Source organism: Chloroflexota bacterium, assembly GCA_035652535.1.
Classification (GTDB): Bacteria; Chloroflexota; UBA6077; order UBA6077; family SHYK01; genus DASRDP01.
Genome location: DASRDP010000044.1, coordinates 1 through 14,467, shown reverse-complemented (window position 1 = coordinate 14,467; position 14,467 = coordinate 1). Strand labels below are relative to the sequence as shown.

The following is a 14,467-nucleotide window of genomic DNA, read 5'->3' as shown; positions in this document are numbered from 1 at the left end:
CCGCCGCGGGGGATTGGCTCACTGGCGCGATCTGCCGAGACGAGGAGGATCGATGAGACGCTGGCTGGTCCCCGTCGGCCTGGCGAGCCTCGGCGGCCTGGTGGGATTTCGGCTCGCGTCTCACGCACGCACACTGCTGCTGTTCGCGGAGATGTTTCCCCAGGTCCCAATCAAGCCGCTGCGTTTTTTGACGCGAGCGCCGATCCACCGCTCGATTCGGCTGGCAGACCCTCCGGAAGGAATCGTTGCCGACCTGTATTTGCCCCGTGGAGGGTTCCATGGAGTCTGCCCGCGTGCCGTCCCGGCGGTCATTCTCTGCACGGGACTCAAGACACAGCAGCGAGACCGCGAGAATCTTGCGCATCTGGCGGCCACGCTCGCGCGGCTCGGATACGTGGCCATGTGGCCGCGGCTGGAGATCCTCGACCGCGGCCAGTCGGTCCTGGAGCGGCCGTCCACCTTTGTGCGCGCGCACCAATACCTCGCGAGCGTGGAGCAGGTGGACCCGGGAAGGATCTCGTTCGTCGGGTTCTCTGTCGGCTCGTCGGTGGCGTTCGCGGCGGCGACCGATCCGAAGATCGCAGATCGGGTGCGCGCCCTCCTCTTCTTCGGTGGGTACTACGACCTGCCCGAGTACCTGCTAGCCGTTGCCACGGGAACCACCGTCTGCGATGGGAACATTTTGACGTGGCATGCCGACGACGGCGCCGTGGCGCACGTTCGGTCGATTCTCGAGCAGCAGAGCGCACCCCATCTCCTGCGCGCCCTATCGACGCGGACGCGTGAAGAGGCCTTGTCTGAGATCGACGCCGCACCTCCCGAGGAGCTGGCGCCATTTCGCTCGGCGAATCCCGCAGACCGGGTCGCGAAGCTCAAGGCGCGCATCTTCATCCTGCACGACGAGGGCGATCATTACGTCCCGTACACGGAGTCCGTGGCCCTCGATCGCGCGCTGGGCGCGCGACCGGGCAAGGAGTTTCTGATCACCCACCTCTTCGAGCACACCCTTCCTCGCGCGGCTCTGGCCCGGGCGGCGACCGCCGACGTGGCAAGGCTGTTGGCGTTCCTGGCGGAGCTGTTTCGCGCGCTTTGACGGTTTGTCTGCGCCCGTCCGCATCTGATGCCCGGTGCCGTCTGTGGGCACGCGGGCGCGGTCGCGGCGGATCGGGGCTACGGCTCGCCGAGGAGTCGCACCGGGTTCTCCCAGAACAGCCGCCGACGGGTTTCGTCCGTCAGCGTCTCGAACCCGAGGAAGTGGCTCACGGATTCGGGGAAGCGGCACTCCATGTGGGGATAGTCGGACGCGTACATCAGGACGCCAGTGCCCATGAACTGATTCACCATCTGGATCATGTCCTCGCCCTCGGCCATCTCGATAGCGGAGAAGAAGCGGCCGCCGGTGAAGTAGTCCTCTACGTTGTGCTGGAGAGATGCGACGCCGCCCACGTACGTGGACTGGTCGCCCAGGCGACGCATCCAGAATGGGAGCCAGCCGCACCCACACTCCAGGATCGCGAACCGCAGCGACCGGTAGCGGTCCATGATCCCCGAGCCAAAGAACGCGCCGATGGCGCGCATCGCGCCCCACGGGTGGGCGGCGGACCTTCCGAGGAACGGACTGTTCCAGAGGTCGAGATAGCCAGGAAACCACGGCGGCCCGCTGTAGTGGCTGTGGTGGATGATGGCGAGCCCCAGCTCGTCCGCGACCTGCCAGATGGGCTCCATGTCGGGATGGTCGAGGGGGGTGTCATTCGCCATATTCGGATACACGCCGACGGCCCACGAAGTCTTTCCCCACCGCTTGATCTCCTCGACCGATGCCTCGATGGCGTTGGGCACGATCGGAAGGAGCGCCTTCAGCCGATGGGGATGGCGCCCGCAGAAGTCGTTGAGGTAGCGGTTGTAGGCGCGCATAAAGCCGACGGCGATGGCGACGTCCTTCGACGGACCGGCGCTGGACGAGCCACCGATGAGGAGCTGGACGTCCACGCCCTCCTCGTCTTGGTCGCGCACCCGCGCGTCCGCATCGTCGTCGATAGCCCCGAGGCTGGCGTACCGCTTGCCGCGGTAGTGGGCGTCCGGCCGCTCCACTCCGTGCTCAGACCGTCCGAGGGTCCGCCGAAACGGGTTCTCTTCCGGGAACGCGTAGGAGTGGCGTCCAACGATCATCCCCTCGGCATCCCGCGTGTTGACTCGCTTGTACGGCTCCAGTTCGGGTAATCTCTCTCGAAACGCGGGATCGTAGTACGGTTCGAGCGTTTCCAGCGACGGCCGCACATGGGTGTCAGTGTCCCAGACCCTGTAGCCGTCCTTCATGCAAGCACGCTCCCGCGGATCGAACTTGTGCGCTGGTCAGTCTAGCAGAGTGCCTTCGCCCACACAATCGCCCGGCGGGCGGAGGCGGGGAGGTGCCGAGTGCCGTACTTGCGGCGCGGGGAGCTATCGATCTACTACGAAACCAAGGGGAGCGGCTTCCCCCTCTTGCTCCTGCCGCCCGGCGGAATGAATGCCACCATCGAGTCCTGGGAAACGTCGGCTTTCAACCCGATGGAGATCTTCTCGCGAGAGTACTGGACCATCACCCTCGATCAGCGAAACGCCGGGCGCTCAACCGGCCCGCTGGACGTCGACGATCCGTGGGGGAGCTACGCCCAGGACCACCTGAACCTGATGAACCATCTGGGCATCGGTCAATTTTGCGTCCTCGGCTGCTGCATCGGGTGCTCGTACGCGTTGAAGCTTGTCGAGCGCGCGCCGGAGCGCGTCGTCTGCGCGGTCATCGAGCAGCCGGTCGGCATCAGCGAAGAGAACCGGGAGGTCCTTCCGAACGCTTTAGCGGGGCGCTGGGCGAAGGACTTGCTGGAGCAGCGGCCGTCTCTGGACCCGGCGCAGCTCGATGCCTTTCGCCAACGGATGTTCGGCGGCGACTTCGTGTTCAGCGTAAGCCGCGAGTTCGTCCGCTCGTGCGAGACGCCGATGCTCGTCATGCCTGGCAATAACCTCGACCATCCCACCGCGATCGGCCGCGAGATCGCCTCTCTCGCGCCGAACTCGGAGACACTGGAAGACTGGCGGTACCCATCCGACGTCGTGCCGAATACCGTGGCGCGAATCTGGAAATTTCTCAGGGCGCATCCGGCGGCGTAATGGACTACGCCGGAGCTGGGACCACGTGACGCGACTTTCCGCGATATGCTGGCTTGCGCTCGTCGTGGTCGTCGCCGCGGCCTGCGCGCCGGAGCCCTCCCCTACCTCGTCTCAAGCGACAGTCCAGAGCGCGCCGAAACCCACCCGCGCGCTCAACGTCTCGATCCGAACTGAGCCCCCGACCCTTGCCCAGAAGGTCCTGTCCAGCGGGGTCGGGACTTCCTTCGCGTTCACGCAGCGAGCCTTCAACGCGACGCTCGGTTTGTACGACGGCCAGGGGCTCCCGCAGCCCTACCTGGCGGAAGCGCTTCCGCAACTGGACACCGACACGTGGAAGACGCTCCCCGACGGGACTATGGAGACCACCCATCGTCTAAAGCCCAACCTGACCTGGCACGATGGGGAGCCGCTCACGGCCGAGGATTTCGTCTTCGCGTGGCAGGTCTATTCCTCGCCGCAAGTTGGCATCGCAAACGTCGTACCCCAGAGTCTCATTGCGGACGTCAGCGCGCCCGACCCACGGACGGTGCTCATCCACTGGAGCGGCCCGTATCCGAAGGCAGACGTGCTGCCCGAGGACAACCTCCCACCGCTGCCGCGCCACCTTCTCGCAAGCGCTTTCGAGCGCGACCCCGGCGGGCTCGCGACTCTCCCATTCTGGACGACCGATTACGTGAGCGCCGGGCCGTTCAAGCTGGCGCGATGGGAGCCGGGCGCCTCCATCGAAGGGTCGGCCTTTGATGGCCATGCGCTCGGCAAGCCGAAGATCGATCGGATCCGAATCGTCTTCATCAGCGACTCGAACGTGGCGCTGGCGAACCTATTGTCTGGCGACGTCGACTTCGCGACCGACAGCTCGATCCGCTTCGCAGAGGGGCAGATCCTGCAGCAGCAGTGGGGCCCGCAGAACGGCGGTACGGTGCTCATGCGGCCGGGGAGCTACCGCGGCGTCTTCGTGCAGCTACGGCCGGACGTGGCCAGCCCGCGCGCCCTGCTCGACGTCCGCGTCCGGCGCGCGCTGGCGCACGGCATCGATCGCGTCGCCCTCAACAATGGGCTCTTCGACGGGCAGGGGGTGATGTCGGACGTGCCGTTCATTTCGCCACGGACGAGCTTCTACGCGGAGGTCGATCGGGCTGTCGCGAAATACCCGCGCGATCCGCGCGCCAGCGAGCGCCTCATGAGCGAGGCGGGGTTCACCAAGGGGGGCGACGGTGTTTTCGCATCCGCGGCAGATGGCACGCTCCACTTCGAGCTGAACACGCTGGCCGGCCCCTATCGCGACGCCGAAATCGCGACGCTGGCCAGCGGGTGGCGGGAAATCGGCTTCGACTTCAAGGAGTCCTTCATGCTGCCGGCTCTCGCCGCCGACAACCAGGCGCGAGCGACGTTCCCCAGCCTCTTCAGCTACTCGACGGGCGCGGGCGAGTACTCGCTCGCCTCCTTTACGACCTCGAGGATCGGGACGCCGGACAACCGGTGGATCGGGCCGAACCGCCCCGGCTGGAGCGATCCGGACTTCGATCGGCTCTCAGCGGCTTTCGCATCGACCATCGCTCCGAGGGAGCGGGTCGCGCTTATCGCGCAGATGGCGAAGGTCATGAGCGAGCAGCTTCCCACCATACCCCTCATGTTCGAGCTGGCGGCCTACGCCCACAATGCGTCCGTCCACGGCCCAAACGTCGACGCCGACGAGGCCGTGATCGGCTGGAATGTGCAGGATTGGGTGCTCGACTAGCGGCAGCGTCACACGTTGAAAGCAAGGGGGCAGCGCATGGTCTACATCGATCCGGGCCTCAAGCGGATCGTTCAGGAGCAGCTCGAAGAACGCGGGGCGCGCGACCCAAACCAGCCACAGCGCCCGATCACCACGGTGAACATCAAAGCGCTCCAGAACCTGCAATTCCGGGCGACAGTCGAGGGGCATAGCTTCATCCTCGACGAGCGAGAGAGCAGTGGTGGGAACGACGCCGGGCCAGCCCCGATGCGCTACTACGCGGCCGGGATCATGGGGTCCGACCATGTGTGGATCGTCAAGATGGCCGCTCTGCGCGACCTCCCCATCGATCGCTTGGAGGGTCAGCTCTCCCTGTTCGGGCAGAAGGTCGAGTACACCGTCTCGATCGACAGTCCGAACACCGACGATCAGGTCCGCGCGCTGATCGGTGAGGTCCGAAAGCATCGGGGAAGCCTCGCGACGATGGCGGGCGGCCGCCGCGTCGAGTTCACGCTGCGTCACAATGGCCGCGTGATCATGGACACGGTCTACGACTGAAGCCGGCGGAGGAGCACGATGGGCGCAACGGAATCGCAGTTTGCATCGTTTGTAAGAACCTTCCCTACCGAAAAGATCCCAGCAGAGATCATGCACCTCGCAAAACGGTGCCTGATGAACTACGCTGGCGTCGCTCTTTTTGGCTCGCGCGACCCGTCCGTCAACGTCCTGCTGGACCTGTTCGAGGATCAGGGCGGGAACCGTCAGGCCACGATCATCGGGAAGGCGGTTCGGGTGAGCCTTCTCGACGCTGCCCTCGCCAACGGGTACAGCGGGCACGTGGAGGACTACGACGATACGCACCCGACGGTCATCCACCCGTCGTCGCCCATCTATCCTTCGGCGCTGGCCGTGGCCGAGCGCGTGACCACGTCCGGCAACGACCTCCTCGCGGCGTATGTCCTGGGCGTAGAGGTCGCGTGTCGGGTCGGGAACCTGCTCGTGGCCCACTTCCGCGACGGGGCGGACTTCTGGCATATCACCAATACGTGCGGCGTGCTTGGCGCCGCCGCCGCCGCCGGTCGGCTGCTGAAGTTGACCGAGCAACAGCTCGTGTGGGCCTTTGCCGTCGCCGGAACGCAGGCGTCCGGTGTGCGGGAGGTCTTTGGCTCCGACTGCAAGCCCTTCCATGCCGGCCGCGCCGCGCAGAATGGGCTCCTGGCCGCCCTCCTCGTCCAGCGGGGGTTCACCGGCACAGACAACATCTTCACGGGGCCGAGGGGGTTTCTCGGCGCCATGGCGAAAGGCTACGATCTGGCCGAGCTGACTCAGGACCTGGGGGGCCATTGGGAGCTGCCTGCGAATGGGCTGAAACCCTACGCGTGCGGCGCGGGCAACCATGCCTTCATCGACGCTGCGCTGGCGCTCCGGGAGAAACCCGGCGTCCGACCCGAGACCATTGCCAGCATCCACGGCTCGGTGCGGCAATTCGCGCCGAATCTCGTGCGCTACCAGCACCCCGTTTCGGCGCTCGACACGAAGTTCTCCTACTTCCACGCGATCGCAGTTGCCCTGGTCGACGGCGCCGCGCTGCCCGATCAATTCAACGATGCGAAGGCCCACGACCCGGTGATCCATTCGGTCAGGGACAAGATCACGGTGAGCGAGGACCCAGCGCTCCCCCGACATGCCGCCGTCGTCACGATGACGCTTTCCGACGGCACAACCTATACCCAGCGGATCGACCACCCGACCGGCACGGCGGAGAATCCGCTCTCCGATGCGCAGGTGGAGGAGAAGTTCCGCGGGCTGGCGCGGTCTGTGCTGCCGGCCGAGCGGGTGGATCGTGCCGTGGAGCAGCTTTGGACGTTCGAGCGCGTGGGCGATGTGCGAGACTTCCTCTCGATGCTGGCGCTGCGCGAGGGCGAGCTGGTCGCGCCGTCGCGCTGACGGCACCCGCGTCAGCCCGGATTCGATTTCGCGCGCGATTAACGCCCGGGTAACCGCGCGAAACGCATCCGTCATCCCTGGGATGCCAAGCTTCTCCCGATGTTTCTGATCGAAATCGGGACGGAGACGGATGAGTGACGGACTGGTGATCCGGCGGCGGCTGCGCCGCGCTGAATCGGCGCAATGAGCCCGCGAGCGGTCGGCCTGCTCGCGCTCGGGGTGATGATCGCCCTCGCGCTCATTCCGCTGCTCGCCGATGCGCAGACGCCGACCGTAAACCCCTGGGTTCCGGAGCAGCCCACCTGGACCGCTGTCCCGACCGCTACCTTGATCGCCGATAACCGGATCACCAGCACGCCGAGCGCGTACGCGCTGGGGGCCTTCTCGAGCGGGCTCGCCACGGCGACGCCGCGCCCAACGGGTCAACCGTCGCCACCGGACGCGACGCCATCCCAGGCGAACCCAACGACGGGAGACGCGGCAGCCGCGCCGCCACCATCTGGCTCGTCGTACCTGAGCGACCTGACCTGGGCGTCGGTTGCGAACGGGTACGGCCCCGCCGAGCGCGACATGAGCAACGGAGAGGACGCCGCTGGAGACGGGGGCCCGATCACGCTGAACGGCGTTACGTACGCCAAGGGGATCGGCGTGAACGCGCCCTCGGAGATCGTGTACGACCTTGGCGGGGCGTGCGCGACGTTCGTGTCGGACATCGGCGTCGACGACGATGTCCGAGACCGCGGGTCCGTCGTGTTCGAGGTGTGGGTCGACGGGAGCCGTCGCTCCGTGAGCCCGACGATGACCGGCGCGAGCCCGACAAATCAGGTCACCGTTGACCTCAAGGGCGCCCGCGCGCTGCGTCTCGTTGTGAGCGACGGCGGGGATGGAAACGCCTACGACCACGCCGACTGGGCAGGGGCGCAAGTCGCCTGCGGCGCGGACCAAGCAGCCCCGCTGCCGATGGGTGTGGCGCCCGCGAGCCAGTCGTCGGGTTCGGGAGCGAGCGCCGCCTCCGCGGACGCGGGCGCGGCCGCGCAGAACGCGGCGCCCCCGGGCGCGCAGCAGGCGGCTCAGATCGCCCAGCCCCCCATGCAGGCGATGCTCGTCATCGAATCACCGGAAGCGGACGCGGATCTCGTCGCCGGGGAACAGGCGTCCATCACCGGATGGGCGGTGGACCCCACTGGCCCGGGCACGGGCGTCACGAGCGTGGACGTTTATCTCGATGAGCTGAGCGACGATGGGCTCGTCGGCGCGGCCGACTATGGCTTGGCCCGGCAGGACGTCGCGAGCACGTACAGCCGGCCGGACTGGGCGAACGCCGGATTCGCCATGGAGTGGACGCTCCCCGACGGAAGCGACGGGCCCCACACGCTTTGGGTCGTGGCGCACTCAGCGCACGGGACGTGGATCGTCGGAAGCGTCGACGTCGGCATTCAATCGGAACAGGAGGCCGCGGACTCCTCGCTCGCCGGTCCGTGACTTACGTCGATGCGAACTCCCATTCGTACACGTTCCAGTAGGGGAGGCGGTCGACGCTACCGGCCGCAGGCCCCTTCAGGTCCGCCTGATAGGCCAGCACGCCGATGTTGAAATACGTGTAGTAGGCGGGAAGCTGCTCGCTGTAGAGCTTCACCATCTCGATGACCCACTTGTCGCGCTCGCTTCGCTCGAGGGTTGTGCTGTACAGATCGAAGAGGCGATCGTATTCCGGGTTCGACCACCCGCCACGGTTTCCGCCGATCCAGCCGTTGGCGGGCGAGCCGATCTGTCCGCTGGAGTGAATCTGAAGGGTTCGTTCTCCCGGTCCCGTGGACGGCGCATAGAGGGCGGAGAACGTGGCCCGCGCTTCATTGCTCCGCATCGCCGTGGTGGGGAGGACGCCCGGCTGCACCTCGATCCCTGCCCGGCCCCACGTTTCCGTCATAAGCGCGAGCATGCGCTCGAACACGGTGCCCTGCTCGACGATGAACTCGGGCGAGAAGCGCTCTCCGCTCGCACTGGCGAACTTGCCCTGCGCGTCTTTCGTGAAACCGGCCTCGTTCATGAGCTGCTCCGTGCGCCGGGGATCGTAGGGGTAGTGGGTCATCGCCTTGTCGAGCTCCGGGAAATACCGTGCGTCATGGGTGATCCCGGTCTCGGTCATCACGGCGTTTCCGTCGAAAATGCCCTCGTTCAGCCCGTCTCGATCGATGGAGTACGCGAGGGCGCGCCGGACTCGCAGGTCCAGCAGGGCGGGTACCTTCAGGTAATCGGGACGGAATTGGACCAAGATGTGGTTGAGGGAGCTGGTCTCATTCTTCACGATGCCGCGCTTGGATGCGTCCCAGTCGGCCTTCAACGCCTTTCCGTGCTCATACCGGAGGGTGAAGTCGCCCCCGATGGTGACGTGGCCGGCCAGAAGGTTAGAGAGGACGGCGTTCTCGTCGGGCATGACGCGCACGACGAAACGGTTGATCCGGGCCCGACCGAGGGCGTGGCCATCGAATGCGACGCCGACCAGCTCCGTGCCTGGCTCCCATCGCTCGAGGCGATACGGGCCAGCGCCCACGTACGCGCCGGCAAAAAAGGGATTCGTGCGAAAGCTGTCCTGCTGGTTGGGGTCTTGCTCGACGGCGCGAAACGGGCCTTCGAGGATGTGGCGGGGCAGCGGCTCGAAGTCGCCGAACGCGAGGTTCGCGGCGTCGGGGTAGGGCTTGTTCCACGAGATCACGAACGTCTGGGGGTCTCGGACCTCCACGCTGTCCATTAGGTTCTGGGGTGTAGGCGGAAACATGCCCGAGGCGGGGTTCGCGTACACCCGGTACGCGAAGGCGAAATCGTCGGCCGTCAGGGGCTGGCCATCGTGCCAGGTGAGCCCGGGCTTGAGCTGGTACGTCACCTCCATGCGTCCGTCCGGCTCCACGCGCCACGCGTCGGAGTTGAGCTGCGGCAGCGAGGCGGCAAGGTACGGCTTCGTCACTCCGTCGCCGTCGATGATGAACAACTCGGCGTTGAAGGGGCGCACCGCGCCGGAGGTGAGGCCGGAGCCGGCCTTGGGCAGCAGCGTGGGAGGCTCGTACCGGACGGCCATGGTGACCGTGCGGTCCTGCCCCGTCGATGCCGGTGCCGGCCCGGTCGCGTCTCCGCTGCCGGATCGCGTACCGCCCGGCCCGCAGGACGCGAGGAAGACGACGACGACCGTGAGGATTGCGCTTCGCCCGAGCATCGAGGTGCCTCCCGGCTCGTTAATGGGGCAGTGCTGGGTGCGAATATAGCACCGGTCGAAATCAACTCATACAATCTCCTTCACCGTCGTGTGACGCCGTCGGATTTTGGACACCAGTCCGGAATTCGGTTGGCCGGGTCCGGCGGCAGGCGCGCAGATGTAGGGACGAAAGGAGCGATCCATATGGCATCTATCGCTTTTGCATTTCCGTTGCTTCCCGGCAAGGCGGACGCGGGACGACGGTTCGCCGCCGAGGTGCTTGGGCCGCGTCGACGAGAATGGGAGGAGTCCGAGCGGCGCCTCGGGATCACCCGGGAGAACTGGTACCTGCAGCCTTCCCCCAATGGCGACATGGTCATCGTCTACTTCGAGGCGAGCGATCCCGCGCAGTCGCTGGGCGCGTTCAGCCAGTCGCAGGCGCCGTTCGACCTGTGGTTCAAGCAGCAGGTCCAAGACCTCTGCGGGGTGGACATGAATCAGCCCCCGGCAGGTCCGCCGCCTGAGGCATTCTTCGAGTGGTCGGCGAGCTAGCGGCTGGGCGAACCGATGAGTCGGTGGGAGGGGATATGAAGCCGGCAGGGGCGGGCCAGATGGCTGAGCGCGCGGAGCTTCAGGAGCGTGCGAGCTTTCCCTATTATCAATGGATGCAGGGCGAAGGGATTCCCATTCATTTCGCCGCGGCCGGCGTGCCCGACGTCACGACCCTCGAGCGCAGACCGTGGCAGCGCACGGGAAAGGGGCTGGGCGCCTTCATCGAGCTGATCGGAACCTTCCAGGCGGAGCGCGGGATGTTCGTCTGCGAGATCCCGCCCGGCGAGTCGCTGGACGTGCAACATCACCTGTACGAGCAATTTACGCTGATTCTCCAGGGCCAGGGCGCGACGGAGATCTGGCAGAAGAACGGTCCCAAACGCACCTTCGAGTGGAGCAAGGGGAGCCTATTTGCTCCGCCGAAGAACACCTACTATCGCATGTTCAATCTCAGCAAGGAGCCAGTGATCTATTTCGGCGTCACCAACGCCCCGCGCCTCTTCAACTCCTTGTTCGCGACCCGTCAGAAAACGGTCTCCCGGTCGCTCCTCGAGTTCGTGTTCAACTGCGACTATGACTTCACGGACATCTACGATGGACGCGAGGACTACTTCGATCGGACCGAGAACCGAGTGGCGGTGGGCCGATACAACGCGAGCACTTGGTACACGAACTTCATTCCCAACGTGAACGACGAGTGGATTTCGGACCAGGAGCAGAAGGTCGCGGGTGGACAGCTCACCCACTACGTCATGGCAGGGGAGTTCCCGTCCGGCCACATCTCCGAGTGGCCCGTCGGCCGATACCACAAAGCCCACTACCACGGCCCGGGAGCGGTGCTCGTCGGGCTGAAGGGCCACGGGTACGTCAACCTTTGGCCGCGCGAGCTGGGCGTCCATCCGTGGCAGGACGGCCACGGCGACGAGGTCGTCCTGGTCGAATGGGGTCCGAACAGCATCTACGTGCCGCCGGACGGGTGGTTCCACCAGCATATGAGCACAGGGAAGGTCCCTGCGCGCCACGTGGCGGTGTATCCGTATGGCAACGGGAGCCCCCTATCGGTTCAGCGGCCGCAGGACGAGGGCGGCGTGTTCACGCCGGTGCGCGAGGGCGGGCCGCTGATCGACTATGAGGACGAGGACCCCGAGGTGCGGCGATATTTCATCGAGGCGAACCGGAGAGAGGGCGTCGAGTGCACGATGCCGCCGGTCGTCTATCGGACCGATCCATTCGATCTTCCGTGGGACAAGAGGAGCAGCCGCTAAGCAGCGACGAGGCGAGCGCCGCCAGCTTCAGGGGGGTGATAGAATTTTGCCGCGCCCGCGATCCGTCTGCACGCGCGGGGGCGGTCCCCGAAGGGCAGACCCCTCCCGAAGTGGCGCGAAGCGACGACGGGCATTGAGCCCGTGCGCTGAAGTTCGCCCCCGTAGCTCAGTGGACAGAGCAGCGGTTTCCTAAACCGCGTGTCGCGTGTTCGAGTCACGCCGGGGGCACCACGTAACCAGTGGGCGATGAGGGATAAGCAGCGCTCATAAGCGGTCATTGACGGTCGTCTTGATTTTCCGGAAATTCGGGGGTTTCGCCGTTTGACCCCAATTTTGACCCCAAATTTGACCCCAATTCTTCCTCAGCTGACCCCAATATGCCGTCCATCGCAGTGGCCACTCGGTGCCGCCCCTCGTCGTACCAGTGGCCATACAGGTCCGCGGTCAGGCTGATCTGGCTGTGCCCCAGCGTGCGCGAGACATCATTGAGGCTCAGGCCCGAGGCCAGCATGAGGGACGCGGCGAGGTGCCTCAGACCGTGGAACCGTTGCTCGGGCAGGCCCGCTCGACGCAGGACGCGGTGTAAGTGGTGTGTCACCCAACTACCATTTAACGGACGCCCTAGCCGCGTCGTAAAGACTAGATCCGGTGCTTCCCATGCATCCGCGTCCTGCCGCATTGCGTCTTGCTTCTCACGCCATTCACGTAACGCATCGATCGCTACTTGCGGGAGTCCGATGACGCGTCGACTTTTCTTCGTCTTGGACTGCTCGCGGATCACGTATTCACCGTCGACTAAGTGGAGACCACGACGGACTGATAGCGTGCCGTTCTCGAAGTTAATGTCTTCCCAGGTGAGGCCGAGGACCTCGCTCAGGCGTAGGCCACATGTGGCAGCTACGATGTAGACGGTGCCAATGGAGTCCTGCCGCGCAACCTCTAGGAAGCGCCTGGTCTCCTTGGGTGTCAGCGGCTTGATCTCGGTCTGCGCAACTTTGGGCCCCTCAGCTATGGACGCAACGTTCTTCTCGATCAGTCCCCAGCGGACTGCCCAATTGAGTGCGGTGCGGAGAATAGCGCGGTGATGGTGGACCGTGCGCGCCGACAGGCCCTCAGCCAACTTCTCTCGGATGTAGGCTTGGACGTGCATTACGCGCAGGTCTCGGAGCTGATGATCGCCGAGCCCAGGAATAAGATGCTGGACGGTGTAGTCGCGGTAGCCCACATAGGTCTTGGGAGCAAGGAAAGGGCGACGCTCTTTAAGCCAGGACAGCAGGAACTCCCGTAGCGTCTGGTCAGCGCCGGGCGGTGGCAGTGCCTCTTGGCGCGCACGGTACTTCGTATGAACAGCTTCAAGGAGCTGCCACGCCTCGTCCTCCGTATGCGCAAACACCGAGTACCGCTTGCCACCAACCATGATTCGGCCTTCATAACGCTCATCTGCTGGTCGGTAGCGGACACTTCCCCTACGCTTTCTAGTCATTCACGCTCCACTAGAGCTTATGGGGCGGAGGTTTCTCCCCCGCCCCGGTTCGTTGTCACGCACCCTGTCCAGTCGGCGTGTGGGTGCGTGGACGAGTCTGAGCAGGCCCGCAACAGCGACCGCGTGTCAAGGGCGATCCCGCCGGTGGTGCCGAGAGCGAGGCCCCTCGCCCATCCGCTCCCCGGAAAAGCAGGTTAGCATCATGCATCTATCATGACTAAAGCCGTAATCTATACGGTATATGGCTAACATGACGAGAAGCCTGAGCGCCCGGGAGTTGATGCTGATCGAAAGCTGGGAAGCCGACCGCCGCCTATCTGGACGGCCTCCGTCTCCAGGGCATCCGCTTTTACCTTGGTTTCGACACTGCCGCCGCCTTCTGTGATCCCATTCTCTTGGCTCGTGCCCAGGGCGGGCGGGGTCTCTTCGCCACACATCCACCCTGGACGAGTCTTGGCCCAGTATGTGAGCACGTTCACACTGCGTTGCAGATCTTGGCGGCGTCCCATTGGCGCGGACGCGCCGACCTCGAACGTGCCAGTGCCGAGGATTCGCGAGTCCGCAGGGATTGGGACAGTCAGGTGCGGACTTAGCTGGTAGAAGAACTCGCGAATGTCTTCCATACCGACGTCGTGGCGGATCTCATGGTAGACACCTGCTAAGACCTTCAGGAACGATGTGGAGCCAAGCAGCGACTTACCGCGCAGCACCTGTGGACTGATCTCACCAGTGGACAGCTCCTGAATCTCCGGAAAGCCTTTGCCCATGAGGATCAAGAACATCCGCGCATCCTCGGCCAGCTCTCGGTCCTTCAGCTCTCCTTCCTGCCGCCGACTGATCCGACCCGAGATCCCCACCGCAATGGTACGAACGATGTCGGCTAGGTGCTTGACAGATAGCCAGTACGGCGATGTGCCAGTTGTCCGGTCCCGCTCCATGTCGACTAGATTGACGAGCATGGGCGTATCGAGCAGGATGTCCACCGCGCGGTTCACGACCTTGCGCCGATCGTAACGGACCCGCAGCGTGGAGCCGACGCCGAGCGCAGTGTCGTTGATGTCGACGAACATCTGCTGATAGATTCGCGGATCATCGGTGATGTGGATCTGCAAACTGATCCGCTCCTGGTGGAACCGCCGCCGCTGGGCTTCCAGGTCTGCGAGGCGCCG

General features: G+C 65.2%; 12 protein-coding genes and 1 tRNA gene. 9 read left to right on the top strand and 4 right to left on the bottom strand.

Translation table 11 applies throughout. The features are described 5' to 3' along the window. Positions 1-52: 52 nt before the first annotated feature. The gene (locus tag VFC51_05280; protein HZT06421.1) at positions 53-1,093 is read left to right on the top strand and encodes an alpha/beta hydrolase; all 1,041 of its coding nucleotides are present in this window, start codon (positions 53-55) and stop codon (positions 1,091-1,093) included. A gap of 77 nt (positions 1,094-1,170) precedes the next feature. On the opposite strand, the gene VFC51_05275 is transcribed toward VFC51_05280, so the two are convergent. Further along, the gene (locus tag VFC51_05275; protein HZT06420.1) at positions 1,171-2,316 is read right to left on the bottom strand and encodes an amidohydrolase family protein; all 1,146 of its coding nucleotides are present in this window, start codon (positions 2,314-2,316) and stop codon (positions 1,171-1,173) included. A gap of 99 nt (positions 2,317-2,415) precedes the next feature. Here VFC51_05275 and VFC51_05270 point away from each other — a divergent pair, with 99 nt between their 5' ends. The 5 genes from VFC51_05270 (at position 2,416) to VFC51_05250 (ending at position 8,293) form a co-directional block, all read left to right on the top strand. Beyond that, on the top strand, positions 2,416-3,147 hold the full coding sequence (locus VFC51_05270) for an alpha/beta hydrolase (GenBank protein HZT06419.1): 732 nt from the start codon (positions 2,416-2,418) through the stop codon (positions 3,145-3,147). A 25-nt stretch (positions 3,148-3,172) separates the two neighbouring features. Next, a complete protein-coding gene (locus VFC51_05265; protein HZT06418.1) occupies positions 3,173-4,885 on the top strand; it encodes a peptide ABC transporter substrate-binding protein in 1,713 nt (570 codons plus the stop codon). Positions 4,886-4,921: 36 nt separating this feature from the next. Next, complete coding sequence (locus VFC51_05260) at positions 4,922-5,422, top strand: hypothetical protein (GenBank protein HZT06417.1); 501 nt, start codon at positions 4,922-4,924, stop codon at positions 5,420-5,422. Between the two features lie 18 nt (positions 5,423-5,440). Next, a complete protein-coding gene (locus tag VFC51_05255) occupies positions 5,441-6,811 on the top strand; it encodes an MmgE/PrpD family protein (protein HZT06416.1) in 1,371 nt (456 codons plus the stop codon). Positions 6,812-6,994: 183 nt separating this feature from the next. Next, a complete protein-coding gene (locus VFC51_05250) occupies positions 6,995-8,293 on the top strand; it encodes an NPCBM/NEW2 domain-containing protein (protein HZT06415.1) in 1,299 nt (432 codons plus the stop codon). A 1-nt stretch (position 8,294) separates the two neighbouring features. On the opposite strand, the gene VFC51_05245 is transcribed toward VFC51_05250, so the two are convergent. Continuing rightward, entirely contained in the window at positions 8,295-10,019 is a 1,725-nt protein-coding gene (locus VFC51_05245) for a peptide ABC transporter substrate-binding protein (GenBank protein ID HZT06414.1), read from the bottom strand. A 183-nt stretch (positions 10,020-10,202) separates the two neighbouring features. Between VFC51_05245 and VFC51_05240 the strand changes: the two genes are divergently transcribed. From VFC51_05240 to VFC51_05230, 3 genes are all read left to right on the top strand, one after another. Continuing rightward, a complete protein-coding gene (locus VFC51_05240; protein ID HZT06413.1) occupies positions 10,203-10,550 on the top strand; it encodes a hypothetical protein in 348 nt (115 codons plus the stop codon). Between the two features lie 35 nt (positions 10,551-10,585). Beyond that, on the top strand, positions 10,586-11,815 hold the full coding sequence (locus VFC51_05235; GenBank protein ID HZT06412.1) for a hypothetical protein: 1,230 nt from the start codon (positions 10,586-10,588) through the stop codon (positions 11,813-11,815). Positions 11,816-11,970: 155 nt separating this feature from the next. After that, positions 11,971-12,046, top strand: a tRNA-Arg gene (locus VFC51_05230). A gap of 43 nt (positions 12,047-12,089) precedes the next feature. Here the strand turns inward: VFC51_05230 and VFC51_05225 are convergent. Together VFC51_05225 and VFC51_05220 are read right to left on the bottom strand one after the other, a co-directional pair. After that, a complete protein-coding gene (locus VFC51_05225; protein HZT06411.1) occupies positions 12,090-13,232 on the bottom strand; it encodes a site-specific integrase in 1,143 nt (380 codons plus the stop codon). 311 nt (positions 13,233-13,543) lie between these two features. Then, the coding region (locus VFC51_05220; GenBank protein HZT06410.1) for a DNA sulfur modification protein DndB at positions 13,544-14,467 on the bottom strand (924 nt) is incomplete at its 5' end.

Coding starts and splice junctions, on each gene's coding strand:
- VFC51_05280 (HZT06421.1), top strand. CDS start 53: ATGAGACGCTGGCTGGTCCCCGTCGGCCTGGCGAGCCTCGGCGGCCTG.
- VFC51_05275 (HZT06420.1), bottom strand. CDS start 2,316: ATGAAGGACGGCTACAGGGTCTGGGACACTGACACCCATGTGCGGCCG.
- VFC51_05260 (HZT06417.1), top strand. CDS start 4,922: ATGGTCTACATCGATCCGGGCCTCAAGCGGATCGTTCAGGAGCAGCTC.
- VFC51_05255 (HZT06416.1), top strand. CDS start 5,441: ATGGGCGCAACGGAATCGCAGTTTGCATCGTTTGTAAGAACCTTCCCT.
- VFC51_05250 (HZT06415.1), top strand. CDS start 6,995: ATGAGCCCGCGAGCGGTCGGCCTGCTCGCGCTCGGGGTGATGATCGCC.
- VFC51_05245 (HZT06414.1), bottom strand. CDS start 10,019: ATGCTCGGGCGAAGCGCAATCCTCACGGTCGTCGTCGTCTTCCTCGCG.
- VFC51_05240 (HZT06413.1), top strand. CDS start 10,203: ATGGCATCTATCGCTTTTGCATTTCCGTTGCTTCCCGGCAAGGCGGAC.
- VFC51_05235 (HZT06412.1), top strand. CDS start 10,586: ATGAAGCCGGCAGGGGCGGGCCAGATGGCTGAGCGCGCGGAGCTTCAG.
- VFC51_05225 (HZT06411.1), bottom strand. CDS start 13,232: ATGGTTGGTGGCAAGCGGTACTCGGTGTTTGCGCATACGGAGGACGAG.